Consider the following 24829-nt stretch of genomic DNA (forward strand, 5'->3'; position numbering starts at 1 on the left):
TGCAAGAAGGCGAAGCCATCGTGCACCCCTGGGTGAACAAGTCGCTGGAACGGGCGCAGGCGAAGGTCGAAGGTCGCAACTTCGACATCCGCAAGCAGCTTCTGAAATTCGACGACGTGATGAACGATCAGCGTAAGGCCATCTTCGGTCAGCGCATGGAGATCATGGCCGCCGAGGACATCAACGACGTTGTCGAGGACATGCGCCACCAGGTGGTCGACGACCTGGTCGAGATCTACATGCCGCCGCGATCCTACGCCGATCAGTGGGACACCGAAGGCCTGCGCGAAGCGGTGCAGAAGGCCCTGGCACTTGACCTGCCGATCCAGGATTGGGCGGACGAGGAAGGCGTCGACGACGAAGAAATCGCAGCCCGGATCTGCAAGGCAGCAGATGAGCACATGGCCAAGAAAGCGGTCGATTTCGGCCCCGAAAACATGCGCCAGATCGAAAAGCAGCTTCTGTTGCAGACCATCGACACCAAGTGGCGCGAACACCTTTTGACGCTGGAACACCTGCGCTCGGTCGTGGGCTTCCGCGGCTACGCACAGCGCGACCCGCTGAACGAGTACAAGACCGAGGGCTTCCAACTGTTCGAGATGATGCTCGACAGCCTGCGCTCGGACGTGACCGAGAAGCTGAGCCGGATCCAGCCGCTTTCGCCCGAGCAGCAGCAGGAACTCATGCGCCAGATGCAGGAACGCCAGGCCGCAGCACAGGGTGCAGCCGATGCTGCCGCAGCCGCCGCCTCTGGCCCTGACCCCGAGGCCCCCGCGCCGCTTCTGGACGGGTTCGACGAGAACAACCCCGACACCTGGGGCAACCCGGGCCGCAACGACGCCTGCCCCTGCGGCTCTGGCAAGAAGTTCAAGCATTGCCACGGGCGTCTGTGACCCCGGCCAAGCTCTGACCGAAACTTATGGAACCGCCCCGCGAACCTCGTGGGGCGGTTTTGTCTTTCCCCGGCAATTCCCTTGGGTTTCCGCAATATCGCCCAATTCCGCCGCGATTGTTTCCGGGTCATAAACCCGGAGTGCGTCATGAAACTCGCAACGCGTGCCATCGCCCCGATCATTGTCGGCGCAGGCGTCTTTACCATCGGCCTCATGTGGCCTGAAACCCGCAGCGCGGACGCCCAATCCCTCGGGTCGGGCCCCGAGTTGCAGGCGCAGCTCGATGCGCTTCCCGGCGAGGCGCCTTCCGCACCCGCGCTTGACCAACCGCAGCGCCGGCTTGTTCAGGCAGCCGGGGTTGGCGGCACCATGACGGATATGCCGCTCAGCCCCTTTGGTCTGCCCTGCGGCCTGTCGGTCAGCGCCATGGCCGCCGAAGGCGGGATCGTCGCGCTCGACATCATGGACCCCTGCCAGGCACATTCGCGCGTCGTGATCGAGCATTCGGGCCTGAACCTGACCGGGCGCACCGATGTCATGGGCCTTCTGACCATGGATATCCCCGTCTTCGAGAACCCCGCCTTCTTCACCGTGCGCATGCCCGACGGGACCAGCGACACGGCCCTCGCGATCGTGTCAGACCTGGGTGACTATTTCCGCGTTGGCCTGCAATGGAACGAGGACCGTCAGCTTGAACTGCACGCCCTCGAATTCGGCGCCACCTACGGCGAAAGCGGTCATGTCTGGCTGGATCAGCCCGGTTCGGTCGACAGTGCCATGGCCGGGGAAGGCGGTTTCGTGATGCAGGTGGGCAGCACCGATGTCGAAGCGCCGATGCTGGCCCAGATCTACAGCTTCCCCCGTGACACGCTCGGGCACCAGGGCAACGTGCGCCTGTCCATCGAGGCCCCGGTGACCGAAACCAATTGCGGCCAGCCGACAGAGGCCCGGACCCTGGAATTGCAGGAAGACGGCCTTGTCTCGGTCGTGGAGCTGACCTTCACCCTGCCCGGATGTGACGCCGTGGGCGACTATCTGCTGTTGCAAAATCTGCTGCAGGACCTGAGAGTCGCGTCAAACTGATCTTACCGGCAAGACGCCCCATGCATTCGATTGTCAGGGCGGCCGTAGTGGCCGCCCTTCTTCTTTTGACCAGTCCCTTCTCTGCCCTGGCGCAGGACGTGGAACTGCGGTCTCTGGACGGGTCTATCGAACTGTCGGGCACGCTGATCGGGTTCGACGGCGAATTCTACCGGGTCGATACGATATTCGGGCCGCTCACCGTCAGCGCCCAGGGGGTCAGCTGCCGTGGGCCAGGCTGCCCAGACCTGCAGAACTTTGTCGCCGAACTGCGTTTCGCAGGTGCGCCGCTGATCGCGACACAGCTTTTCCCGGCGCTGATCGAACGCTTTGCCGCCGACCGGGGCATGATCGTGCGCAGGCAGGTCCTGGCCGAGAACCGCTCGCTCTTTGCGCTTGTGCGCGAGGCGGATGACACCCTCGCCGCGCGGTTTTACGTCACCGCCAGCAGCAGCGATGCGGGGCTCGAGGCCCTGATTGCACGCGACACGGACGTGGCGCTGACCCTGCGCCAGCCGGGAGGGGAAGAGCGTGCAGCAGCCGAGGCCGCCGACCAGGGCGACCTGTCGCTGGTGGCGCGCAGCCGGGTTTTGGCGCTCGATGCTCTGGTGCCCCTGGTGGCACCGGGCAATCCCGTCGATGCCCTGTCGCTGGAGGACCTGGCGCGCATTTTCGCAGGAGAGGTCACCAACTGGCAGGATCTGGGCGGACCCGATGCGCCCATGGCCCTGCACCTTATGACCGCCGCCTCCGGCCCCGGGCAGGACGTGGCGGCACGGATTCTTGCCCCCTTCGATCTGACCGCCTCGCCTGCGGTCATCCGGCACGAGAACCCCGCCGACCTTGCAGATGCCGTCGCGCAGGACCCGTTCGCGATCGGGATTGGCGCATTCTCTCAGGCCGGCAACGCGCTGACCCTGCCTTTGCGCGGTGTCTGCGGCTTTTCCCAGGCTGCGACTCCCGACAGCATCAAGTCCGAAGACTACCCCCTGACCGCGCCCTTGCTGATGGTTCTGCCCGCCCGGCGCATGCCGCTTCTGGTGCGCGATTTCATGCGGTTTTTCGAAAGCGCCGAGGCCGATCGCGTGATCCGGCGCCTTGGCTTCGTGAACCATGCGATCACCAGCCTGCCACTCTCGGAACAGGGCACGCGCCTGGCGAATGCCGTCGCTGCCGCCGGGGACGAGATCGGCCTTGAGGAGCTCCAGGGCCTCGTGGGCGCCCTGTCGGGAACGGAGCGGCTGTCACCCACCTTCCGCTTCGAGGAAGGCACGACCGAACTGGACGCACAGTCTCTGGCCGCCGTGTCGCGCCTCGCGCGCGCCATCGAGCGGGGGGCCTTTGACGGGCGCGAACTGATCTTCGTTGGCTTTTCCGATGGGCAGGGTCGCGCCAGCGCGAATCTGAGCCTGTCGCGGGGTCGCGCCGAAGCGGTGCGGCTGGCCATCATGGACGCTGCCTCGGAAGGCGACCTGAACCGCGTCCGCCTGCGCGTGGCAGGCTTCGGAGAAGCCATGCCCATGGCCTGCGACGACACGGCGGCTGGCCGCGCCGTCAATCGCCGGGTCGAGGTCTGGCTACGCTAACCCGTTATTCGGCGGCAATCCCCTGTAGCACCCGGCGCGGCGGACGGCCGAACCTGCGGGAAAAGTCACGGCTGAACTGGGCCGGGCTTTCATAGCCCACGCTAAGTCCAGCCTCGGTGACGGATACTGCACCCTGCTCCAATAGGCGCAACGCCTCCGACAGCCGAATATCTTTCTGGAACTGCAATGGGGTCGTTCCTGTCACCGCCTTGAAGTGATGATGAAACGCCGACTGCCCCATGCCGGCCTCTCGCGCCAGATCGGCCAGCCGATGCACCCGGGCGTAATCGCGCCGGATCAACGCCGCGACCCGGGCGATCCTGCTTTCGTGACTACTGGGAGATACCAACCGTCGCAGCATTGCCCCCGCCGGGGACCGAAGCAGATGAAAGTGAAGCTCGGTCAATAGCAGCGGTGTCAAAACGCTGTCTTCGGGCGTCTTGGGACGGATTGCCAGCAGTCGCGCCAGCGTCTCCAGAATGGCTGACCCCGCCACCGTTGCCTGAAGGACAGAGGCCGCTTGCCCTGCATCTGCACTTGTCAGGCTCTGTTCCAGCGTTCGGACGCGTTCCAGGTCGATCGGCAGAATGAGCGCCAGATACGGCACCCCGGTTATCCGGGCCGTCACCGGCGTGTCGTGCGACACGACAAGCATGTCCCCACGGCCAAGGCGGACCGATCCTGCATGGCTTGTCGTTTCCTTCGATCCCTGAAGGATCAGGCAAATCACTGGGTGATAGACACTTGCCTCTATCAGGCGCGGCGCGGCTTCCCGAACTGGAAAGAGATCACCAACGACAGCGTCCCTGTTTTGCTCAACTAGGGCTATCAGCTCATCAATCGTCGCTGCCATCATATCTCTCCCTACCGTCTCGCCTCAGCATTGCACATTTCAACGACGCGATTGAGCGAAATTTCGATCTTCGCAGGATCAGGCAAGTTTTTCACAGCATCCGGCAAGCCGGCCTTTCCGTCTGGTTCTATCTTTGGATCGTCACCGAAGGAGACCCGACATGCCCCCACTTCAGACTCGATTCCCGCTTGGAAAGACCCAGATTCCCGCCGTTGGATTCGGCACCTACCTGATCTCGAACGACGATGCGGCACAGACCGTGGCAGAGGCCATTTCCATCGGCTACCGTCATATCGACACCGCCGCTGGCTATCAGAACGAGGCCGGGGTCGGTGCGGGAATCGACCACGGGCTTGCCCTTGCGGGCATCGACCGGGATGACCTGTTCGTGACGACAAAGCTTTGGCCCGGAAACGCAAACTGGGGCGATCCCCCGAAAGGCTATGACGAAACCCGCGCGGCATTCGAGGCCAGCCGAGCGGCGCTTGGGCTGGAGGTGATCGACCTTTACCTGATCCACGCGCCCTCGGGCGGTGAGAAGCGCGTTGAGGAATGGCGAGCGCTCTGCGATCTGAAGTCCGAAGGAGCCATTCGCGCCATTGGCGTCAGCAACTTCACCCGCGACCATATCGAGGAAATCCGCGCCGCTGGCCCGCCGATGCCGGAGGCCAACCAGGTCGAGTTGCACCCGTGGTCTCAAAAGCCCGATCTTGTCGCATATCTCAGGGCCGAGGGCATCCTGCCGATCGCCTACAGTTCCCTTGTCCCGCTATCGACCTGGCGCACCAAGCCGGGCCAGGAGTCGGCCAAGACGGACCAGATGAAGTCCGACGGCCAAAGCGATACCTCCCCCTTTCGCCACATGGCCGCGAAATATGGCGTGACCGAAGCGCAGCTGTTGCTGAAATGGGGGGTGCAGAACGGCTTCCCCGTGCTGCCCAAAAGCATGTCTCCTGACAGGATGCGCCAGAACCTCGATCTTGCCGGGTTCGACATCGACCCCGGGGATATGGCCGATATCGCCGGGATGGACAGGGGCGACGGGGTGGCCTGGGCCATTGGTGACCCAAGCAAACTGGGCTGAACTCTCGGGGGCCTTACAGGTAACCCTCGGACCGAAAGCTGAGCGTCGCGGATTTTCCGATCACCAGGTGGTCATGGATCACGATGTTCAGCACGTCGGCCGCATCCCGGATGGCGTAGGTCATGTCCACATCCGCCTGGCTCGGTGTCGGGTCGCCAGAGGGGTGGTTGTGCACGAGGATCAGGGCCGAGGCATTCAGCTCCAGCGCGCGCTTGACCACCTCGCGCGGATAGACGGGGACGTGATCCACCGTTCCGGTCTGCTGCTCCTCATCTGCAATCAGAACGTTCTTTCGATCGAGGAAGAGAATGCGGAACTGTTCCAGGTCACGATGGGCCATGGCGCTCTGGCAATAGTCCAGTAGCGCATCCCAGGATGACAGGATCGGCTTCTTCAGAACCTTTGCGCGCGCCATGCGATGACCGATAGCCTCGATCAGCTTCAGCTCGAACACCACCGCATCGCCCACACCCTGAACGTCCTTCAGCCGCGCAGGCGCGGCTGCAAGCACATGGTTGAGATCGCCAAAGGCCTTGAGCAACCGCTTGGCCAGCGGCTTGGTATCGCCGCGCCGGATGGCACGGTAGAGCACCATTTCAAGCAGTTCATAATCCGGAACCGCCGCCGCACCACCCTCGGTAAAGCGCTGGCGCAGGCGCTGTCGATGGGCCTTGCGATGGTCCTCGACCCTCTCGGGCTCTCGGGCGGGCGGCATTGCGGGGCGGCACGGCGTGCCCGGATCGAACTCGAAACCGGGCAGCCTTTGTTCCTCGAATCGCTGGCGAAGGCGGGTCATGCGCCAAGGATTCGCCAAGGATGGTTAACGCACGGTTAGCGCGGACCGTCAGTCATAGGTGAGGCTGTTGGCCGTGCGCCCCGACAAGCTCTGACGCAGCGAGTCTCCGTCGGTGACGGGCACGAGCGCAAGGTTGATATTGCCTACGGTCAGGTAGCTTTCCGGCTGGTTCGGGTTCGGATGCGCCGTCAGCCGCAGCAGCATCGGCCCGATCGCAGGGTCGACATAGCGCCCCACAAGGTGAACCCCCATATGGCCGTTGAACTCGAACACCTCGATGGCCAGCACCTCGGCGTCCTGAAAACCCTGCACAGCCACCGGGAACACGCGTTCCTGCAACAGGTTGGCAGAGAGTTGCAGACGGGTGGCCTGCGGGTCCTCGGCCTCTTCGGCCATGGGAATCGTGGCCGTGACGACCTGGATGTTCTCCACGAACTGGCGCGGCTCTCCGGTCACGAAGGTAAGGCGCAGGAAAGCGCCACCTTCGGGCTGGCCATCGGCGATCAGCTCAACCTGGTCCTGGTCGGGCACCTGCAAGGTGAAGGGCGCGGGCACCGGAACGCCGTATTGGCGCGTATAGGCCTCATCGAAGATGAAGATCCGGTTCGAACTGACGCCCTCCAGCTCAAACAGGTTGAACTCGACGCTGCCCGATACCTGCGCCTGGGCGCAAGCCGACCAACCGACCATTGCCATGATGACTGCCAGAAAGATCCGCATGGTGCCCCCTTCGCAAACCTGCCGCCCAGCCTAGGCGCGGGGCGGGCAAGGGTCAAACGCGCAGCTCAGCCCCAGGTGGGGTGGAACTTGCCGCCGGGCGACAAGGTAAAGATATCGAACCCGTCCGCGGTGACACCGATGGAATGCTCGAACTGTGCCGACAGGCTCTTGTCGCGGGTGACCGCCGTCCAATCGTCGGCCAGAACCTTGGTTTCGGGACGGCCCAGGTTCACCATCGGCTCGATCGTGAAGAACATGCCCTCTTCCAGAACCGGGCCTGTTCCGGGGCGGCCATAGTGCAGAACGTTGGGCGGCGCGTGAAACACCTGACCCAGACCATGCCCGCAGAAGTCACGGACAACCGACATCCGATGGCCTTCCACATAGGTCTGGATGGCATGGCCGATATCGCCAAAGGTGTTGCCGGGCTTGACCGCCTCGATCCCCTTGAAAAGAGCATCATGCGTGACCTGGACCAGCCGCTCCGCCTTGCGGCTCAGGCTGCCCGCCACGTACATCCGGCTGGTATCCCCGAACCAGCCATCCACGATCACGGTCACATCGATATTCAGGATGTCGCCGTTCTTGAGCGTCTTGGGGCCGGGAATGCCGTGGCAGACCACGTGATTGACCGAGATGCAGCTGGCGTGCTGGTAGCCCTGGTACCCGATCGTGGCCGAAGTGGCGCCAGCCTCGTTCACAAGGCGTTCGATCTCGGCATCGATTGCTTCGGTCGTGACGCCGGGCTCAACCATTGCGGCGATATCGTCGAGAATGCGAGCGGCCAAGGCACCGGCCTTGTGCATGCCTGCGAAATCACCGGGGTTGTGAATGCGGATGCCGTCCCGGGTCAGACGGCCTTCGAACTTGTCCAACGTCAACGCTCCTTGGGCCTTATCGGCCTGCAACCTAGGGCAGGATGCGCCCGGATGCCAGAGCCGCAGGGCCGATTTGCCGCCACGCCCCCATTGCGGTAGCCATGGGGGAAGCGGGACAGGCAAGAGGAGCACGTGACATGGACGCGCTGAGCAATCTGATGACACTCGATATCGGCGGTGGCCGCACGCTCGGAGACGTGCTGACACTGGATTTCCTTGCGCAGATGGTGGGCAGCGTCCTTGCCGCCATCCTGCTGCTGTTTGCAGCGTTCATCATCGGCGGATGGGTGCGGCGCAAGATCGTTCAGGTGGCCCTGGCGCGCGAGGAACTGGACGACACGCTGTTCACCTTCTTCGGCAACCTTGCCCGCTACGCTGTGCTGGTGCTTGCCCTGGTCGTGGTGATGAACACCTTCGGGGTTCAGACAACCTCGCTCGTGGCTGCGATCGGCGCTGCGGGCCTGGCCATCGGCCTGGCGCTGCAGGGAACGCTGTCGAACCTCGCCGCCGGGGTCATGATCATCCTGTTCCGGCCGATCAAGCTGGGCGATTTCGTCTCTGTTTCAGGGGTTTCCGGCACCGTCAAAGACATCTCGCTTAACACGACGGAGCTTGCGACGGTCGACAATGTGCAGGTGATCGTGCCGAATGCCCAGGTCTGGGGCAGCGTCATCACCAACTATTCGGTCTACGACACGCGTCGCGCCGAGTGGATCTTCGGCGTGTCCTACGGGGCTAACCTCGCGACGGCAGAGAAGGTCATCCGTGATACGATCCTGTCCGATCCGCGCGCTCTGAAAGACCCCGCGCCGTTTTGCCAGGTGAACAACCTCGGCGACAGTTCCGTGGATTTCCTGGTGCGGGTCTGGTGCAAATCGTCGGACAAGTTCTCGTTCGAGGCCGATATGAAACGGCTGGTGAAAGAGGCGCTGGATGCCGCGGGGATCGACATTCCCTTCCCGACACAGACCCTCATTCAAGTGTCGGAATAGTCTCTAACTAAGGGATATCGACCCGAACCGCTCCGCCAAGCCACACGCCTTCGGGCGTGATCCGGCAGTCGTGGCACAGTGTCTCGACACCCGCCGCGCGCGCCTCGGCATAGGCGGCGGCATAGGTCGGGTCGATGTCGGCTGCCAGGGTGAACGCCTCGCAGTCGGTGCGCTGGATCAGGTAGAACATCACGGCGCGGTGCCCCTGCCCCACCATAGCCGACAGTTCCGCCAGGTGCTTGGCTCCGCGCGCGGTCTTGCTGTCGGGAAACTCTGCAAGGGCCGGCTGACGGGACAACGTGACAGACTTTACCTCCACATAGGCATCCCGCCGCTCGGGGTCTGACAGGAGGAAATCGATCCTGCTCGCCTCCCCGTATTTCACCTCGGGACGCACCGTCTCGTAGCCCTCCAACCCCGCGACCTCGCCCGCCTCCAGCGCGGCGCGCAGCATCCGGTTGGGCAGGCTGGTATCGACCCCGGTGAAATCACCGTTCTCATGGTCGACCAGCCGCCATCCGAATTTCAGCTTCTTCTTCGGATCGTCATTGGGCTCCAGCCAGACGCGCATGCCCGGTTCGGCCAGCCCCATCATGCTGCCCGGATTGGCGCAATGGGCGGTTATTTCGCGCCCATCCTCCAGCCGACAATCGGCAAGGAAGCGTTTGTAGCGACGGATCAGCCGGGCAGGGACGAGAGGGGTTTGAAAGCGCATGGCCCGGGCCTATACCTGAGCGCGAGACGAGGCAAGGAACACGCTCATGCCCAACCCAACCGCCGCGATGCTGGTGATCGGAGACGAGATCCTGTCGGGCCGGACCCGTGATTCGAACATGCACCACCTGGCGCAGCAACTGACGGCGCATGGTATCGACCTGTGCGAAGCGCGCGTCGTGGCCGACACCCATCAGGGCATCGTTGCCGCCGTTCAGGCCCTGTCAGCGTCCTATGACCACGTCTTTACCTCGGGCGGCATCGGGCCCACCCATGACGATATCACCGCCGAGGCGGTGGCTGCCGCCTTCGATACCCCGATCAGTATTCGGGACGACGCCCGCGAACTGTTGCAGGCCCATTACGACCGGTCGGGGCAGGAGCTGAACGAGGCGCGCCTGCGCATGGCCCGCATTCCCGATGGTGCGGCGCTGATCGACAACCCGGTGTCCACCGCGCCCGGTTTCACCCTGCGCAATGTGCATGTCATGGCCGGGGTCCCGTCGGTGTTCGAAGCGATGGTCGCCTCGGTTCTGCCGACGCTGACAGGGGGCGCGCCGCTCTTGTCCCAGACCATCCGCATCGACCGCGGCGAGGGCGAGATCGCCGGGCCGCTGACCGAACTGGCGGAGGCCAACCCCGAGGTGTCCATCGGCTCCTATCCCTATATCCGAAACGGGGTCTATGGCTCCAACATCGTCGTGCGTGGCACAGACGGACCACAGATCGACGCGGTGATCACCGAGCGTGCGCGGCTCTTCCCGGAGAGCGTATGACAGTCTCTGTTTCAGGCCTTTTCGACTGTTGCGAGGCCACCTGGCCCGCGGCATCCCGCACCCGGATCGGCCCGTGGCTTGTGCGTGACGGGCAAGGCGCAGGCAAGCGCGTGTCCTCCGTGACGGCCGAAGCCGGCTGGACCACCGAGGACATCCCGCTGGCCGAGCAGGCCTGTCGCGATCTTGGGCAGGACCTCTTGTTCCAGATCAGGCCCGAAGACGCTGAGCTAGACACGGTGCTTGCCGATCGGGGCTATGACATCATCGACCCGGTGGATTTCCTCGTGGCCCCGGTCGAGGCCCTGACCGCCGATCTGCACCGGCTTGCCGCCATCCCCTGCTGGCCGCCCCTCGCCGTTCAGGCCGAGATCTGGGCCGAGGGCGGAATCGGACCCGCGCGCCGCACCGTGATGGAGCGCGCCGAGGGGCCCAAGACGGCCCTGATGGGGCGTCATGATGACCACCCCGTCGCCACCGCCTTCGTGGCCATTCACCAGGGCACCGCGATGCTGCACGCGTTGGAAGTGTCGAAGGACGCGCGGCGCAAGGGGATTGGGCGCAGGATGATGCAAGGTGCCGCAAACTGGGCCGTGCGCAACGGTGCGCGGGATCTTGCCGTCTTGGTTGTCAAGGCCAACAAAGCGGCTCAAACTCTCTACGCCTCTCTGGGAATGCGCCCGGCAGGTGCTTATCATTACCGTATCAAGAAAGGCTGAGCCCGTGGCGAAACCGAACCCGAATGCAACCGCGCTGAATCTGCCGCCGCTCGACCCGCTGCCGGAGGCGACGCAGAAGTATTTCGACATCTGCGACGACAAGCTGGGGATGATCCCCAACGTGTTGGCCGCCTATGCCTTCGACGTGGAAAAGCTCAACAGCTTTACCGCGATGTATAACGACCTGATGCTCGGCCAAAGCAACCTGTCCAAGCTGGAACGCGAGATGATTGCGGTGGTGGTTTCGGCCGTGAACCGCTGCTTTTACTGCCTGACCGCCCATGGCCAGGCGGTGCGGGCGCTTTCGGGCGATCCGAAGCTGGGCGAAATGTTGGTCATGAACTATCGCGTGGCCGATCTGGACCCGCGCCAGCGCGCGATGCTGGATTTTGCCGTGCAGATGACCGAAGCCAGCGCCAGGATCGAAGAGGCCGACCGGCAGGCGCTGCGCGACGTGGGCTTTAGCGATCGCGATATCTGGGACATTGCCTCGGTCGCGTCTTTCTTCAACATGACCAACCGCATGGCCTCGGCCGTCGATATGCGGCCCAATGATGACTATCACGGGATGAACCGCTGATCCGCCGCGCGCTCATATCCTTCGCAGCGCTGGCCGCCGCCCTGCCTGCCCTGGCCCAGGAGCTGGAGCTGCCGGGCGTGGCCGAACTTGCCCACGAGGAAGACGAGAGCGCGACCTTCTACAGCCTGCCCGTCAGCCCCTGGTTGGGCACCGGGGCCGAGATGCTGACCGCCGAGGGGGCGCTGTCACGCACGGTCTGGCAGGTGATGGACTTCGACGGCAACAGTGCGCAACTGATGGCGCCCCTGCGCGCGCAGATCGAGGCACAGGGCTATGCCCCGGTCTTTGCCTGCGATTCCACGCTGTGTGGCGGTTTCGATTTCCGCTTCGCGATGGACGTCACGCCGGAACCGGCCATGCATGTGGACCTTGGCGACTTCTCCTATTTCGTGGGCCGGATGGAAACCGCGGAAGGCGACGCCTTCCTTGCACTTCTGACCTCTCGGGGCGGGGCGCGCGGCTATATCCACCTTGTGCGGATCAGCCCCGCCGACATGGCCCCGGTCTCTGTCGCGGTGTCCACCCGCTCGCCCGACGCGGAGGAGATCGCCGATCTTGGCGAAAGCCTTGACCGGCTTGGGGCGGCAACACTCACTGATCTCAGCTTCTCAACCGGCTCCGCCACGCTGAGCGACGGGGACTATCCGAGCCTGACGGAGCTTGCCGCCTACCTTGTGGAACACCCGTCGACCCGGGTCGTCCTTGTGGGCCACACCGACGCCGAGGGCTCGCTGGAGGGCAATATCGCGCTCAGCCGTGCCCGGGCCGAAGCGGTGCGAACCTACCTGATCGAACGTTTCGGGGTCAGCGCCGGACAAATGGCGGCAGAAGGTGTAGGCTATCTCGCCCCGCGCGCCAACAATGCCAGCGACGAGGGCCGCCAACAAAACAGGCGGGTCGAAGTCGTGGTGACTTCAACCCGCTAAGGTGCCCCGCCGGGCGGCGGCGGGGTCGGCATGAATTCTTGGAAAATCTGGCGTTTACCAGTCGGCAGGGCCCTTGTCGCGGAACTGCTCGACCAGGAAGTCGATGAAGGCGCGCACCTTGGGCTGCGTGTAGCGGCCCGGCGGATAAACCGCGTAGATGCCCTGCGTTTCCACCGGCAGATCGGGGATCGCGTCCTCCAGCAACCCCTGACGCATCGCGTCGGCATAGAGGAAGCTGGGCAGGTAGGCGATGCCAAGCCCGCCGATGGCGGCATTGAGCAGCGACTGCCCGTCATTCACCGTCAGCGACCCGGCGGTGCGCACCTGGCGCTTTTCGCCCGAGGGGGCCGTGATCTTCCACACGTTACCCGCGGCCTGATTCGAATAGTGCAGCAGCTTGTGGTCGTTCAGATCGTCGATCCGTTCGGGCCGTCCGTGCCGCTGGAAATAGGTCGGGCTCGCGATCATGCGCTTGGTGGTTTCGGTCAGCTTGCGCGCCCGCAGGCTGCTGTCTTCCAGTTCGCCCACGCGGATGGCCATGTCGAACCCTTCCGAGATCAGCTCCACGTAGCGGTTGTTCAGCACCATGTTCACGGTGATATCGGGATAGGCGTGCAGGAAGTCGCCCAGGATCGGCGACAGGTGGTTCACGCCGAAATCCGTCGCGACCGAGACGCGCAGCATCCCCGAGGGGGCCGATTGCATCGCGGTTACCAGCGCATCCGCTTCGCCCGCATCGTTCAGAACGCGGCGTGCGCGATCATAGTAGGCCAGTCCGATCTCTGTCGGGCTGACACGGCGGGTCGTGCGGTTCAGCAACCGCGCGCCAAGCCGGGTTTCCAGGCTCGAAACGTGCTTCGAGACTGCCGATTTTGAAATGCCCATCTTCTTGGCCGCGTCGGTGAACCCCCCTTGGTCCACCACGGTGGCGAAGGCTTCCATTTCCGTCAAACGGTCCATTGGGTCACCTGTATGTTTCTTGTGTCGTTCCTCACACAGGTATCGTTTCCAAATGCGGCGTGATTGCGGAACGCTACAGGCCAAACACGGGTATTACCGGGGATCGTTAATGGCACGGAAACAACGATTGTGGCGGGTCTCATGGTGCCAGAGACAGTGAAATAAGGCCCCAAATCAATGGGGCCTATGCCTTTGAGACAATACGTATCCTTGGATCAGATAGCCCGTATCCTTGGGGTCAGAGGGCTGCTGCCAATCGCGCGCCCTGGTTGATCGCACGCTTTGCATCCAGTTCGGCGGCCACATCCGCGCCCCCGATCACGTGCACGGTCTTGCCCGCAGCCTCCAGCCGGTCGGCCAGCGACCGCTCGGACAACTGGCCCGCGCACAGAACAATCGTATCGGCTTCGATCAGGGTCGGGTTCTCGCGCGCGTCGCCAAAGCTCACATGCAGGCCCTTGTCGTCGATGAACTCGTAGTTCACGCCACCCATCATCTCGACCGCCTTCATCTTCAGCGCCGCGCGATGAATCCATCCGGTCGTTTTGCCCAAGCGTTTCCCGAGCCGTTCGTTCTTGCGCTGCAACAGCGTGACCTTCCGCGCCGGGGCTTCGGGGCGCGGTCCCGCGGGCGACAACCCGCCGCGATCCGTCGAGGGATCACCCACGCCCCATTCTCGCTTCCACAGCTCCAGGTCCTCGGTCGGGCTTTCGCCCTCATGCACCAGGTACTCGGCCACGTCGAAGCCGATGCCGCCCGCGCCAATGATGGCGACCTTCTCGCCAACCGGGGCCTTCTTCGACAGCACGTCGATATAGGACAACACGTTCGCCCCATCCTGACCGGGAATGCCCGGATCGCGCGGCACGATGCCGGTGGCAATCACCACCTCGTCAAACCCGTCCAGCTCCTCCGGCCCGGCCTCGGTGCCAAGGCGCAGGTCCACGCCCGCGCGCGCCAGCATCGTGTCGAACCAATCCACAAGGCCGAAGAATTCCTCTTTTCCCGGAATCCGCTTGGCCATGTTGAGTTGCCCGCCAACCTTGTCGGCTTTCTCGAAGAGCGTCACCGAATGCCCGCGCTCGGCGGCAATCACCGCCGTCATCACGCCAGCGGCACCCGCGCCGACGATGGCCACCCGCTTGGGCGCGTCGGTGGGCTCGTAGCGCAGTTCTGTTTCGTGGCAGGCGCGCGGATTCACCAGGCAAGAGGTTAGCTTGCCTCCGAAGGTATGATCCAGGCAGGCCTGGTTGCAGGCGATGCAGGGCGCGATCTCATCGGCGCGTCCCTCGGCCGCCTTCGTCACGAAATGCGCATCGGCCAGGAAGGGGCGCGCCATCGACACCATGTCGGCACATCCCTCGGCCAGAACCTCTTCGCCCACGTCCGGTGCATTGATCCGGTTCGAAGTGATGACGGGGATACTCACCTTGCCCATCAGCTTCTTGGTGACCCATGCAAAGGCCTTGCGCGGAACGCTGGTGGCAATGGTCGGAATCCGCGCTTCGTGCCAGCCGATGCCGGTGTTGATGATCGTGGCGCCGGCCTTCTCGATCTCCTGCGCCAGCTGGATCACCTCGTCGAAAGTGGACCCTTCCGGCACGAGGTCGATCATCGACAGGCGGTAGATGATGATGAAATCGGGGCCCACAGCTTCTCGCACCCGGCGCACGACCTCGATGGGCAGACGAATGCGGTTTTCGTAAGAGCCGCCCCAACGGTCTGTGCGCTTGTTGGTGTGCTTCACGATGAACTGGTTGAGGAAATAGCCTTCCGAGCCCATCACCTCGACGCCGTCATAGCCCGCCTCGCGCGCACGTACGGCGGCGGTGACGATATCTGCGATCTGCTTTTCGATCCCCTCCTCGTCCAGCTCCTTCGGTGCGAAGGGGGAAATCGGCGACTTGATGGGCGAGGCTGAAACGCAATCGGGCCCGTAGGCATAGCGCCCCGCATGCAGGATCTGCATGGCGATCTTGCCATCGGCTGCGTGCACCGCGTCCGTTACCACCCGGTGATTGGCAATGTCCTGATAGGTGAACAGACCCGCCGCGCCGGGGAAGACGCCGCCCTCGCGATTGGGTGCCATGCCACCGGTGACGATCAGGGCCGCGCCGCCGCGCGCACGCTCGGCATAGAACTCCGCCACCCGGGGCCAGTCCTTGGTCTCTTCCAGCCCTGTATGCATGGACCCCATCAGAACGCGGTTCTTCAGAGTGGTGAATCCCAGGTCCAGCGGGGCCAGGAGATGAGGGTAGATCGCGTGCGTCATGAAAGGGTCCTCCCGAAGCGGCAGGATGGCGAAAGCCGCACGGCCTGTCACCCTCTACGCCGCGTCATTTCCGGCGCTTCCGATGCGTCAGTCAGCGCCCGTTTCCACGCAGTGCCGGCGGAAGGCGCGCTTGAGCAGATCAAGCTCTTCGCGCAGGAACTCCACCTCGGCACGGATGTCGTCTTCCAGCGGTTCGCCGGTCAGGATCGTGATCCGGTCCAGCACCTCGCCCGACGCCGCGCTGCGCAGCTGCACTGTCTGAACCCCATCACAGATCATCGCCAGCGGCAGGTCGAACCCGACAAGGTAGTGGCCCGGATGGCCCTCCATCTCGACGATCTCGGCCTGGCCGATCACCTTGTCATGATGCACGGCCTCGATCACGGGCAGCGTGCCAGAGCAGTTCAGAAGGCCTTCGTAGCGCCCTGCGGTCAGGCCGGTCTTGGTCAGCGTGGCGTTCGGCATCCGCGTGGCTCCTGTCACAGGTCGGCGCGCGGGGCGCGCGTCAGGGTCATGTCGCTCAGCCGGATCTGGTTCATCGCCGGATTGTCGAAGATGACGTCGATCCAGGCCTTCTCGACCCGTTTTTCATTGATGTTGGAATAGGCCAGGTCGAACTCTGCCAGCCCGGCATCGTCCCGGATGTCCATCTGGCGCACGATCTGTTCGGTATTCGGCCCGTGCTGGATATTGAGCCGCGCGTAAATCTCGATGGGCTGCTCCCGCTCGATCCGCGCCCGCAGGCTGAAATAGTGGTTCCGGTTCAATTCAGACACGGCCTCGCAGGGCGGGGTCAGCACCAGCGACAGGTAAGACCCGTCGAATCGGTAGACATCCATCAGCAGGCCGAACGGGGCCGCCACCGTGGGATCGTCGTTGCGCAACTGGCTCAGCGTGATCTCGGACCGGGCACAGTCGTGAAACAGCGTGGCATGGTCCGACAGCCGGTGGGGCGAGGCAACCTCGACCACCCCGGCAGGGCGGCGCGGCTGGCACCAGGGCTCGGGCCGCCAGGCCCAGTCACACTGGTCGGGGCGCTGAATGTCGGATTGCGGATCGGGAATCAGCGCCGCCTCGGCCGAGGCGATGAACGCGTCCATCTTGCGCCGCATGCGCTTGGCCTGCTGTCGCAGGGCGCGCAGATCCTCGACCGGGATGCCCGATGCACGCTTGGCCAGGTCGTCCCACCGTTCGGCGGATTTCCTCAGCAAACGCTTTTCGATGAACCCGCTCATGACCTGCCCAACACTCCCAACTGTTCCACACGCGCCAAGGTTACCCCCCGGTCGGTTAATTGCCCATTATTCTTCGAAACAATCCAACATTCCAGAGCGTTCCGTTTCCAGACGGGCGACGCGGGGCTTCCGCCGCAGGTGCGGGGCTATCGATGGGGGGCAAGGCGCTCACACCGCTTTCCAGGCCAAGGTTGGCAGCCAGCACCGTGTCGGTAAAGGCGCGCAGGGTCGCCAGGCTGGTTTCCTCGTCGATCGGGTTATCGGCGGCGCCCAGAACGGTGAGCGTCGCGATCCGGTCGCCAATGTCGAAATAGGACCGCCAGTAATCGGCAGACACGTTCTGGATCTCGCTGGCGCTGCTGTCCGAAGCGCGCAGGTAGAACACGTCCCCCTGGTGGAAGCTGTCCAGTAGCTCGATGGTCTCTGAATCCCCTGCCCGGCTCAGCAATTGCCGGCCCTCGTCCGAGGAAAAGAACGTATCAAGCTGCGGAATGGCATCGCGCAGGCTCTGATCCGGGTCCGCCTCGGAAATCGAGGCTGTCAGCACGGCATTCACATCGGGCTGTCCGGCGCTGCGCCGGTTGGAAATCACCGCGCAATTGCCCAGAAGCACGAAGGCACTGTCGTCGCTTTCCCGCGTGGAATCGGGGTCGATGCAGAAACCATCCGGCCCGGCGATGGTCACCTGGTCAGAGGTCACGAAGACGGTACGCACCGGCGCCGTGCCCGAAGGCCCAAGTCCGCCGCAGCCTGCCAGCATCAAGACGCCTGCCAGCGCCGAGTTAGAGATCCATGTAGACATGCCGCTCCTCTTTACCGCCCGGATGGGTCACTGCCCCGTATTTGGCCGACCCGACCAGCTGCGCGTATTTCCACAGCGCGCCCGAGGCGTAAATCGTTTCGCGCGGGCCGCTCCAGGCGGCCTTGCGCGCGGCCAGCTCTTCGTCGGTCAGGGCAACCGACAGTTCGCCCGTAACCGCGTTGATGGTGATCACGTCGCCATCCTGCAACAGCGCAATCGGCCCGCCATGGGCGCTTTCGGGGCCCACATGACCCACGCAGAAGCCCCGCGTCGCCCCCGAAAAGCGGCCATCGGTGATCAGGGCAACCTTCTTGCCCATGCCCTGTCCCGACAGCGCGGCGGTGGTGGCCAGCATCTCGCGCATGCCGGGGCCGCCCGCGGGGCCCTCGTTGCGGATGACGATCACCTCGCCTTCCTTGTAGGCGCGCGCCTTGACGGCGGCAAAGGCATCCTCTTCGCATTCGAAGACACGCGCAGGGCCGGTAAAGACCTGTTCTTCCGCGCTCATCCCCGCCACTTTCACGATAGCTCCATCGGGGGCGAGATTGCCTTGCAGCCCCACGACCCCCCCGGTCGGGGTCAGCGGCGTTTCGATGGGGTGGATCACCTTGCCGTCGGCCTCGCGCTCGATCCGGTCCAGCTCTTCACCGATGCTGCGCCCGCTGGCGGTCATGCAATCCTCGTGGATCAGGCCCGCCTTGCGCAGTTCCTTCATCACCACCGGCACACCGCCCGCCTCGTAAAGATCCTTGGCCACGTAGTCGCCGCCGGGCTTGAGGTTCACGAAATAGGGCGTGTCGTGGAAGATCTCGCAGACATCCTGAAGGTCGAAGTCGATCCCCGCTTCATGCGCGATCGCGGGCAGGTGCAGCCCGGCATTGGTGCTGCCCCCGGTGCAGGCCACGACCCGCGCGGCGTTCTGCAAGGCCTTCAGGGTGACGATGTCGCGCGCGCGGATGTTTTTCTCCAGCAGGTTCATCACCGCATCGCCCGAGGCTGTGCCATAGGCATCGCGGCTTTCGTATGGGGCCGGCGCGCCCGAAGAATTCATCAGGGCCAGGCCAATGGCTTCGGACACGCAGGCCATCGTGTTGGCCGTGAACTGGCCGCCGCAGGCCCCCGCGCTTGGGCAGGCCACCTTTTCCAGCGCGCGCAGCTCCTCGTCGGAATTGGCCCCGGCCTGGTGGCGTCCCACGGCTTCGAACACGTCCTGGACGGTCACGTCCTTGCCCTTGAAACGGCCTGGCAGGATCGAGCCGCCATAGATGAAAACCGACGGCACGTTGAGCCGCACCATCGCCATCATCATTCCCGGCAGCGACTTGTCACAGCCCGCCAGACCAACCAGCGCATCGTAGCAATGGCCGCGCATCGTCAGTTCCACCGTATCGGCAATGGCGTCGCGGCTGGCCAGCGACGCACGCATGCCCTCGTGCCCCATGGCGATCCCGTCCGTGACGGTAATGGTGGTGAACTCGCGCGGGGTGCCGCCCGCGTGCTTGACGCCCATCTTGACCGACTGCGCCTGGCGCGACAGCGCGATATTGCAGGGTGCGGCCTCGTTCCAGCAAGTTGCGACGCCGACGAAGGGCTGCGCCACCTCCTCCTCGCTCAGTCCCATGGCATAGAGAAAAGAGCGATGCGGCGCGCGTTCCGGCCCCACGGTGGTAAACCGGCTTGGCAGACGCGACTTGTCCGTTTTGCCCTTGCTCATCTGGTAGTCCCCCTGCTTTTCCTGCGTTCCTTGAGAGATAGAGCGCCCGACTCCCCCGCACAAGCGAGATTGCCGCCCTGCCCCGGTGAGGCTAGACTGCCCGAAAAGGCAGGCAGACCCGAGCAATGCAGTACACGTCCCACGAGAGCTATATCGCGCCCGCCCGCGCGCGGCCCCAGCTTTGGCGGCTGGTGGCGGGGTTTATCCTCGCCGCCGGTATCGTCTTTCTCTGGGTCATTGCGCTGTTTGGCACGGTCTTCCTGGTCGCTGGCATGGATGGCGGCCCGGCCTGGCTCGACCGGATGACGCGCGCCGATACGCCGACTTCCACCCTTCTGGTCATTGCCACGCTCTGGGGCCTGGCCTTCGGCGCGATGGCCGTCACTCCGCTTTTGCACAAGCGCAGCGCCTGGACGCTCTTTGGCCCCTGGCGGCGCATGCGGCGGCACTTCCTGCTGGCAACCCTGGCCTGTGGCGGCGTGCTGGCGCTGTCGGCGATCATTCCCTTCGGCTACACCCCGGTGCCCAACCTGGATCTCGGCCTGTGGCTCAATTTCCTGCCGCTCTCACTGGTCATCATCCTGGGCCAGAGCGGGGCGGAAGAGCTCTTCTTTCGCGGCTACCTGCAACAGCAGCTGGCCGCCCGCTTCGCATCGCCTCTGGCCTGGATGGTGCTGCCTAGCGCGCTTTTCGCCATGGCCCATTATGACCCGGCCAGCAGCCCCACGGCGGCTTGGCTTGTGGTGGCTGCAACCGGGCTCTTCGGGCTTTGCGGAGCGGACCTGACCGCGCGCACCGGGTCCATCGGGGCGGCATGGGGCTTTCACTTCGCCAACAATGTCGTGGCGATCCTGATCCTTTCGCTCGACGGCACGCTGTCGGGGCTTTCGCTCTATGTCACCCCCTTCGGACCCGAGGCAGCCGACACGCTGGGCCCGCTTCTGCTGCGCGACATGGCCACCACCCTTGTCATCTGGGGCGCGATCCGTCTGGCCATCGCCCGGCTGGGGCGCTAGGACAGGCGGCAATTGCAATTCCGCCGCGCCCGGCCTATCTGGGCTGAACAGCAGACCGCAGCATTGGACCGACCATGAACTGGATCACCAACTACGTTCGCCCGAGGATCAACTCGCTCTTTTCGCGCCGCGAGGTGCCGGAAAATCTTTGGACGAAGTGCTCTGAATGCGGAACCATGCTGTTCCATCGCGAGCTGTCGGAAAACCTGAACGTCTGCACCAACTGCGATCACCACATGGCGATCACCCCCCGCGCCCGGTTCGAGGCGCTTTTCGACGGCGGGGCCTTCGCCGAGGTGCAGGTGCCCGGCCCCCTGCCCGATGCGCTGCATTGCCGCGACCAGAGGAAATACCCCGACCGGATGAAGGCCGCCCAGAAGGGCACCGGCGAATTCGAGGCCATGCTGGTTGCCGAGGGCGAGGTCGACCGCACCCGCATCGTCGCCGCCGCGCAGGATTTCAGCTTCATGGGCGGGTCCATGGGCATGTATGTGGGCAACGCCATCATCGCCGCGGCCGAACGCGCCGTGGAACGCAAGCTGCCCCTGGTGCTGTTTTCCGCTGCTGGCGGCGCGCGCATGCAGGAAGGCATTCTCAGCCTGATGCAGATGCCGCGCACCACCGTTGCCGTGCAGATGCTCAAGGAGGCGGGCCTGCCCTATATCGTGGTCCTGACCCACCCCACCACGGGCGGCGTCACCGCATCCTATGCCATGCTGGGTGACGTGCAGATCGCCGAGCCCAATGCGCTGATCTGCTTTGCTGGCCCCCGGGTGATCGAACAGACCATCCGCGAAACCCTGCCCGAAGGCTTTCAGCGCTCGGAATACCTGCTCGATCACGGCATGCTCGACCGGGTAACGCATCGCAAGCAGCTGAAAGACGAGCTTGTGACCATTCTGCGCATGCTGACGGGCCAGCCCGCTGCCGTGAAGGGCGACCTGCCCGCACCGGAGGCCGGGACCGCGCCCGAGGCCGCAGACGCAAAGGCCGCCGACAAGAATGGCTGAGGCCCGTTCCGACATCCTCCTTGACCGGATGATGTCGCTGCACCCGAAAATCATCGACCTGACGCTCGACCGGATGCACCGGTTGCTGGCGGCACTGGGCCACCCCGAGGCACTGCTGCCCCCCGTGATCCATGTCGCGGGCACCAATGGCAAGGGCTCGACCCTGGCCATGCTGCGCGCCGGGGTCGAGGCAGCCGGGCAGCGGGCGCATGTCTACACCTCGCCCCATCTGGCGCGCTTCCACGAACGGATCCGGCTGGCGGGCGCGCTGATCGACGAATACCTGCTCAGCGACATCCTTGATGAATGCCTTGGGGCCAACGGCCCCGATTCGATCACCTATTTCGAGATCACCACTGCCGCCGCCCTGCTGGCCTTCACCCGTGTGCCTGCCGACTGGACGCTTCTCGAAACCGGGCTTGGCGGACGGCTCGACGCCACCAATGTCGTGGATCAGCCGCGCCTGACCATCATCACCCCCGTCGATCTCGACCACCAGCAATACCTGGGCGAGACCCTGGCCGAGATCGCGGGCGAGAAGGCGGGAATCATCAAGCGCGGCGTGCCCTGCGTGGTCGGTCCCCAATCCGACGAGGCGCTGGACGTGATCGAGGCCCGCGCCGCCCGGATGGGGGCGCCTTTGCTGGTCCATGGCCAGCACTGGCACGTGTGGGAGGAACGCGGGCGGCTGGTGTTCCAGGACGAAACCGGACTGCTCGACCTGCCGCTTCCCAACCTCGTGGGCGCGCACCAGGTGATGAATGCAGGCGGTGTTCTGGCCGCGCTGCGCCACCTTGGTTTCGGTGAAGAAGTCTGCGAGGCCGCCATCACCCGCGCCGAATGGCCCGCCCGGATGCAGCGGCTCAAATCCGGGCCGCTCGTCGACATGGCCGAGGCCGCAGGGTCCGAACTCTGGCTCGACGGCGGGCATAATCCCGCTGCCGCACTCGCCATCGTCGAATCGCTCTCGCGCCTGCCTGCGAAACCCACCCGCCTGATCTGCGGCATGCTCAACACCAAGGACGTGGGCGGGTTCATGCGCCCGCTGGCCGGGGTTGCCGACAGCCTTCATGCCGTCTCCATTCCCGGCCAGGCTGCCACGCTAAGCGCCGAGGACACGCTCGCCAAGGCCCGCGCCGCCGGACTGACGGCAGAAAAGGCCGGGAACGTGGCCGATGCCCTGGCCGATATCCTGGCCGAGTCTCCGGGTGCCCGTGTGCTCATCTGCGGCTCCCTCTACCTCGCCGGGATCGTGCTCCAACAAAACGGCTGACCGGCCACGGGTTTCTTCTTGGTGCAAATACTCCCGCCGGAGGCTCCCCAACCCTCGCCCCGCCCAGCGCCGGGGCGGAGGATCCGTCCCTTTCCACTCTTCCGTGGCAACTGCGCCCCAAGGAGGCCCCCGCGCAAGCGGGGGGTGACGCGGGGCGCTCCCCGGTCGACGCCGGCAGGCGGCGAAACCCCGTTTCGTCTGTACGGGGGGTGCACAGGGGGTGTACGGGGGGTGTACGCATGGCACCCCCCTGTTTTTGGCCGGATCAGTAGCCGGTCATCTCCAGGTATCCCCGCCCTTGATGACTGCCCCGAACCCGGATCGGCCCTTCCCAATAAGGGAAGCTGACCCCCATCCAGGCCCCGGGATTGAGCGCTTGCACTTCCACGTCGACCCCGCGCGCGGGCAGTTCCACGCGCCATTCCACCGGAATGTTTCGCCCGGCCACCAGCGCCCGGTTCAAAGGCGTCAGACGCAATGCACCATCGGTATAAGCAGTCGTCGCGCCATCGGGATCGATCCAGGTGGCAGAGGTAAAAACAGTCTCTAAATCACGCAAACCAAAGCCCATCAGCCGGGCTCCATCCTCGAATTGAAGCGAGAACCAATCCCACCCGTGCTGGTCCTCCGACAAGGGTTGCGACGACCATTCCCGGTCGAGCCAGCCCTGCCCCGACACGTTCACGGACCCGCCCGGAAGGTCGAGCACGCCACTGACCCGGTAGAACGGTTGCGAGTAATAGTGGCTCGCCTGCCCGTCGGGGGATTTTACCGAATACCCGCCCTCGCCCTGCAACACCAGCGGACCATTCGCCACGAGTTCCAGGTCATAAGCAAACTCCGCCCCCCGCGCCGTCACCCGCATCCGGTCAATCCCCTCCATCCTCCAGTCGTCGATAAAGGCTTGAAACGGCTCGGAAATGACACCTGCCTGCCCAATGCCTCCACGCGCCAGACGTTCCGCGAACAGGTGTTCGTCGGAACTTGTCACCGCAGCATGGCCCATCCAGATCTGCGGGCTGTCCCAGCCTTCGGCCTCGCCCGGTTGCATGGCCGTGCGGAAGAGCGTCCATTGCACCCCGTAGTCCTGCCCGTCTTCCCCCTCCAGCGTTGCGGTCAGATACCACCACTCGATCCGGTAATCGGGATGTGGGCCATGATCCTGCGGAAACTCGATGCGATAGGCGGGGTCCGGAATCGCAAAGCCCTCTGCTTGGGTTCCCAGCCCCGCGAACCCTTGCGCGACGGCAGACGTGGCCCAGAGCCAGAGAACCAGAAAGACCCTAACGTTCATTGGAAAACACCTTCAGCAAATGAGCCGGCGCCAGGCGCAGCAAGGCCATTGCCGGATAAGCCGCTGCCAGGCTGGACGACACGGCCGCCAGGCCCAAAAGGCGAAGCCAGTCCGAGGGAAACAGTTGCATTGGAAGGCGCCATCCGAAGGCCTCCACGTTCACTACGGCCAGCAGGACCCAGGCCAGGGCAAGGCCCTCGGGCAGAGCAACGAGCCAGGTCAGTCCCACCAGGCCTAGCGTCTTGCCGATCTCGATCCACGCCAACCGCGATCGTCGCTCACCCAATGCCCAAATGGGTGCAACTTGCGGAAGGCGCATGGTGGACAGTGTCATCAGGCTCGCAAGCAAGGCGAACCCTGCCACCGCCAGGGTGAGGATGTTGAGCGCGCCTGTCACGCGAAACGTCTGCTCGAAGACCTGGATCGAGGCATGCTTTACGCGGGCCTGGTCCACCATTGCATCGCGCGGAAGCTCGAAGGCTGCGGTCAGGGTCGCCATCACCTCCGGAACCCTGTCGGGCGTCACGCGAACGGCAGTTCTGTTGCTGACCACCCCGTCGAACCGCGCCCGCAGAAGATCAAGCGACAGGATCGCCTGACCATTGGGATTACCATAGTCGGAATAGATCGCTCCAACAGGCAATCGCAGCCCTGGCGCG

The 24829-nt window shown here is 64.4% G+C and carries 25 protein-coding genes; 12 read left to right on the forward strand and 13 right to left on the reverse strand.

Annotated features, from left to right (window positions below):
• The 3 genes from ACEQXV_RS15085 to ACEQXV_RS15095 all read left to right on the forward strand — a co-directional run.
• A partial coding sequence (locus ACEQXV_RS15085) for an SEC-C metal-binding domain-containing protein (RefSeq protein WP_370269849.1) occupies positions 1 to 893 on the forward strand: 893 nt, incomplete at its 5' end.
• Between the two features lie 147 nt (positions 894 to 1040).
• Positions 1041 to 1976, forward strand: coding sequence for a hypothetical protein (locus tag ACEQXV_RS15090; RefSeq protein WP_370269850.1), 936 nt, complete (start codon positions 1041 to 1043; stop codon positions 1974 to 1976).
• 47 nt (positions 1977 to 2023) lie between these two features.
• Entirely contained in the window at positions 2024 to 3559 is a 1536-nt protein-coding gene (locus tag ACEQXV_RS15095) for a phosphate ABC transporter substrate-binding/OmpA family protein (protein WP_370269851.1), read from the forward strand.
• A gap of 4 nt (positions 3560 to 3563) precedes the next feature.
• On the opposite strand, the gene ACEQXV_RS15100 is transcribed toward ACEQXV_RS15095, so the two are convergent.
• On the reverse strand, positions 3564 to 4415 hold the full coding sequence (locus tag ACEQXV_RS15100) for an AraC family transcriptional regulator N-terminal domain-containing protein (protein WP_372525952.1): 852 nt from the start codon (positions 4413 to 4415) through the stop codon (positions 3564 to 3566).
• Positions 4416 to 4572: 157 nt separating this feature from the next.
• Between ACEQXV_RS15100 and ACEQXV_RS15105 the strand changes: the two genes are divergently transcribed.
• A complete protein-coding gene (locus tag ACEQXV_RS15105) occupies positions 4573 to 5496 on the forward strand; it encodes an aldo/keto reductase (RefSeq protein WP_370269852.1) in 924 nt (307 codons plus the stop codon).
• Positions 5497 to 5509: 13 nt separating this feature from the next.
• Here the strand turns inward: ACEQXV_RS15105 and radC are convergent, their stop codons facing one another.
• The 3 genes from radC to map form a co-directional block, all read right to left on the reverse strand.
• On the reverse strand, positions 5510 to 6292 hold the full coding sequence (gene radC / locus ACEQXV_RS15110; RefSeq protein WP_370269853.1) for a DNA repair protein RadC: 783 nt from the start codon (positions 6290 to 6292) through the stop codon (positions 5510 to 5512).
• A gap of 48 nt (positions 6293 to 6340) precedes the next feature.
• Positions 6341 to 7012: a hypothetical protein gene (locus tag ACEQXV_RS15115; RefSeq protein ID WP_370269854.1), complete on the reverse strand. Its 672-nt coding sequence runs from the start codon at positions 7010 to 7012 to the stop codon at positions 6341 to 6343.
• Between the two features lie 65 nt (positions 7013 to 7077).
• Positions 7078 to 7887 carry a type I methionyl aminopeptidase gene (gene map / locus ACEQXV_RS15120; protein ID WP_370269855.1) on the reverse strand — a complete coding sequence of 270 codons (810 nt, stop codon included), beginning with the start codon at positions 7885 to 7887 and terminating at the stop codon, positions 7078 to 7080.
• Positions 7888 to 8027: 140 nt separating this feature from the next.
• Here map and ACEQXV_RS15125 point away from each other — a divergent pair, with 140 nt between their 5' ends.
• Positions 8028 to 8882, forward strand: coding sequence for a mechanosensitive ion channel family protein (locus tag ACEQXV_RS15125; protein WP_370269856.1), 855 nt, complete (start codon positions 8028 to 8030; stop codon positions 8880 to 8882).
• Between the two features lie 7 nt (positions 8883 to 8889).
• On the opposite strand, the gene sfsA is transcribed toward ACEQXV_RS15125, so the two are convergent.
• Positions 8890 to 9597, reverse strand: coding sequence for a DNA/RNA nuclease SfsA (gene sfsA / locus ACEQXV_RS15130; protein ID WP_370269857.1), 708 nt, complete (start codon positions 9595 to 9597; stop codon positions 8890 to 8892).
• Between the two features lie 46 nt (positions 9598 to 9643).
• Here sfsA and ACEQXV_RS15135 point away from each other — a divergent pair, with 46 nt between their 5' ends.
• From ACEQXV_RS15135 to ACEQXV_RS15150, 4 genes are all read left to right on the forward strand, one after another.
• Complete coding sequence (locus tag ACEQXV_RS15135) at positions 9644 to 10372, forward strand: competence/damage-inducible protein A (protein WP_370269858.1); 729 nt, start codon at positions 9644 to 9646, stop codon at positions 10370 to 10372.
• Positions 10369 to 11088 carry a GNAT family N-acetyltransferase gene (locus ACEQXV_RS15140; protein ID WP_370269859.1) on the forward strand — a complete coding sequence of 240 codons (720 nt, stop codon included), beginning with the start codon at positions 10369 to 10371 and terminating at the stop codon, positions 11086 to 11088. The genes ACEQXV_RS15135 and ACEQXV_RS15140 overlap by 4 nt, the downstream gene beginning before the upstream one ends.
• A gap of 4 nt (positions 11089 to 11092) precedes the next feature.
• A complete protein-coding gene (locus ACEQXV_RS15145; protein ID WP_370254895.1) occupies positions 11093 to 11668 on the forward strand; it encodes a peroxidase-related enzyme in 576 nt (191 codons plus the stop codon).
• Between the two features lie 77 nt (positions 11669 to 11745).
• Positions 11746 to 12594 (forward strand): OmpA family protein, encoded by an 849-nt coding sequence (locus ACEQXV_RS15150; protein ID WP_370269861.1) that lies wholly within the window; start codon positions 11746 to 11748, stop codon positions 12592 to 12594.
• Between the two features lie 54 nt (positions 12595 to 12648).
• On the opposite strand, the gene ACEQXV_RS15155 is transcribed toward ACEQXV_RS15150, so the two are convergent.
• The 6 genes from ACEQXV_RS15155 to ilvD all read right to left on the reverse strand — a co-directional run bounded on the left by ACEQXV_RS15155 (position 12649) and on the right by ilvD (position 19577).
• Positions 12649 to 13554 carry a LysR family transcriptional regulator gene (locus tag ACEQXV_RS15155; protein WP_370269863.1) on the reverse strand — a complete coding sequence of 302 codons (906 nt, stop codon included), beginning with the start codon at positions 13552 to 13554 and terminating at the stop codon, positions 12649 to 12651.
• 238 nt (positions 13555 to 13792) lie between these two features.
• Positions 13793 to 15826, reverse strand: coding sequence for an FAD-dependent oxidoreductase (locus ACEQXV_RS15160; RefSeq protein ID WP_370269865.1), 2034 nt, complete (start codon positions 15824 to 15826; stop codon positions 13793 to 13795).
• Between the two features lie 87 nt (positions 15827 to 15913).
• On the reverse strand, positions 15914 to 16291 hold the full coding sequence (locus ACEQXV_RS15165; protein WP_370252025.1) for a hypothetical protein: 378 nt from the start codon (positions 16289 to 16291) through the stop codon (positions 15914 to 15916).
• Positions 16292 to 16305: 14 nt separating this feature from the next.
• Positions 16306 to 17061, reverse strand: coding sequence for a DUF6478 family protein (locus tag ACEQXV_RS15170; RefSeq protein WP_370252024.1), 756 nt, complete (start codon positions 17059 to 17061; stop codon positions 16306 to 16308).
• A 55-nt stretch (positions 17062 to 17116) separates the two neighbouring features.
• The gene (locus tag ACEQXV_RS15175) at positions 17117 to 17863 is read right to left on the reverse strand and encodes a hypothetical protein (protein WP_370269866.1); all 747 of its coding nucleotides are present in this window, start codon (positions 17861 to 17863) and stop codon (positions 17117 to 17119) included.
• Positions 17844 to 19577, reverse strand: coding sequence for a dihydroxy-acid dehydratase (ilvD, locus tag ACEQXV_RS15180; protein ID WP_370252021.1), 1734 nt, complete (start codon positions 19575 to 19577; stop codon positions 17844 to 17846). Before ilvD ends, ACEQXV_RS15175 begins: the two co-directional genes overlap by 20 nt.
• A gap of 125 nt (positions 19578 to 19702) precedes the next feature.
• Between ilvD and ACEQXV_RS15185 the strand changes: the two genes are divergently transcribed.
• The 3 genes from ACEQXV_RS15185 (at position 19703) to ACEQXV_RS15195 (ending at position 22876) form a co-directional block, all read left to right on the forward strand.
• A complete protein-coding gene (locus ACEQXV_RS15185; protein WP_370252020.1) occupies positions 19703 to 20593 on the forward strand; it encodes a lysostaphin resistance A-like protein in 891 nt (296 codons plus the stop codon).
• Positions 20594 to 20667: 74 nt separating this feature from the next.
• A complete protein-coding gene (gene accD, locus ACEQXV_RS15190; protein WP_370269867.1) occupies positions 20668 to 21603 on the forward strand; it encodes an acetyl-CoA carboxylase, carboxyltransferase subunit beta in 936 nt (311 codons plus the stop codon).
• Entirely contained in the window at positions 21596 to 22876 is a 1281-nt protein-coding gene (locus ACEQXV_RS15195; RefSeq protein ID WP_370252163.1) for a folylpolyglutamate synthase/dihydrofolate synthase family protein, read from the forward strand. The genes accD and ACEQXV_RS15195 overlap by 8 nt, the downstream gene beginning before the upstream one ends.
• 265 nt (positions 22877 to 23141) lie before the next feature.
• On the opposite strand, the gene ACEQXV_RS15200 is transcribed toward ACEQXV_RS15195, so the two are convergent.
• Positions 23142 to 24170, reverse strand: a complete 1029-nt coding sequence (locus tag ACEQXV_RS15200; protein ID WP_370269869.1) for a lipocalin-like domain-containing protein — start codon at positions 24168 to 24170, stop codon at positions 23142 to 23144.
• The coding region (locus ACEQXV_RS15205) for an FtsX-like permease family protein (RefSeq protein WP_370269870.1) at positions 24160 to 24829 on the reverse strand (670 nt) is incomplete at its 5' end. The genes ACEQXV_RS15205 and ACEQXV_RS15200, both read right to left, overlap by 11 nt.

The sequence above is a fragment of the Nioella sp. genome, assembly GCF_964229645.1.
In the GTDB taxonomy this organism is placed as follows: domain Bacteria; phylum Pseudomonadota; class Alphaproteobacteria; order Rhodobacterales; family Rhodobacteraceae; genus Nioella.

Coding starts and splice junctions, on each gene's coding strand:
- ACEQXV_RS15090 (WP_370269850.1), top strand. CDS start 1,041: ATGAAACTCGCAACGCGTGCCATCGCCCCGATCATTGTCGGCGCAGGC.
- ACEQXV_RS15100 (WP_372525952.1), bottom strand. CDS start 4,415: ATGATGGCAGCGACGATTGATGAGCTGATAGCCCTAGTTGAGCAAAAC.
- ACEQXV_RS15105 (WP_370269852.1), top strand. CDS start 4,573: ATGCCCCCACTTCAGACTCGATTCCCGCTTGGAAAGACCCAGATTCCC.
- radC (WP_370269853.1), bottom strand. CDS start 6,292: ATGACCCGCCTTCGCCAGCGATTCGAGGAACAAAGGCTGCCCGGTTTC.
- ACEQXV_RS15115 (WP_370269854.1), bottom strand. CDS start 7,012: ATGCGGATCTTTCTGGCAGTCATCATGGCAATGGTCGGTTGGTCGGCT.
- ACEQXV_RS15125 (WP_370269856.1), top strand. CDS start 8,028: ATGGACGCGCTGAGCAATCTGATGACACTCGATATCGGCGGTGGCCGC.
- sfsA (WP_370269857.1), bottom strand. CDS start 9,597: ATGCGCTTTCAAACCCCTCTCGTCCCTGCCCGGCTGATCCGTCGCTAC.
- ACEQXV_RS15135 (WP_370269858.1), top strand. CDS start 9,644: ATGCCCAACCCAACCGCCGCGATGCTGGTGATCGGAGACGAGATCCTG.
- ACEQXV_RS15140 (WP_370269859.1), top strand. CDS start 10,369: ATGACAGTCTCTGTTTCAGGCCTTTTCGACTGTTGCGAGGCCACCTGG.
- ACEQXV_RS15155 (WP_370269863.1), bottom strand. CDS start 13,554: ATGGACCGTTTGACGGAAATGGAAGCCTTCGCCACCGTGGTGGACCAA.
- ACEQXV_RS15160 (WP_370269865.1), bottom strand. CDS start 15,826: ATGACGCACGCGATCTACCCTCATCTCCTGGCCCCGCTGGACCTGGGA.
- ACEQXV_RS15165 (WP_370252025.1), bottom strand. CDS start 16,291: ATGCCGAACGCCACGCTGACCAAGACCGGCCTGACCGCAGGGCGCTAC.
- ACEQXV_RS15170 (WP_370252024.1), bottom strand. CDS start 17,061: ATGAGCGGGTTCATCGAAAAGCGTTTGCTGAGGAAATCCGCCGAACGG.
- ACEQXV_RS15175 (WP_370269866.1), bottom strand. CDS start 17,863: ATGTCTACATGGATCTCTAACTCGGCGCTGGCAGGCGTCTTGATGCTG.
- ilvD (WP_370252021.1), bottom strand. CDS start 19,577: ATGAGCAAGGGCAAAACGGACAAGTCGCGTCTGCCAAGCCGGTTTACC.
- ACEQXV_RS15185 (WP_370252020.1), top strand. CDS start 19,703: ATGCAGTACACGTCCCACGAGAGCTATATCGCGCCCGCCCGCGCGCGG.
- accD (WP_370269867.1), top strand. CDS start 20,668: ATGAACTGGATCACCAACTACGTTCGCCCGAGGATCAACTCGCTCTTT.
- ACEQXV_RS15195 (WP_370252163.1), top strand. CDS start 21,596: ATGGCTGAGGCCCGTTCCGACATCCTCCTTGACCGGATGATGTCGCTG.
- ACEQXV_RS15200 (WP_370269869.1), bottom strand. CDS start 24,170: ATGAACGTTAGGGTCTTTCTGGTTCTCTGGCTCTGGGCCACGTCTGCC.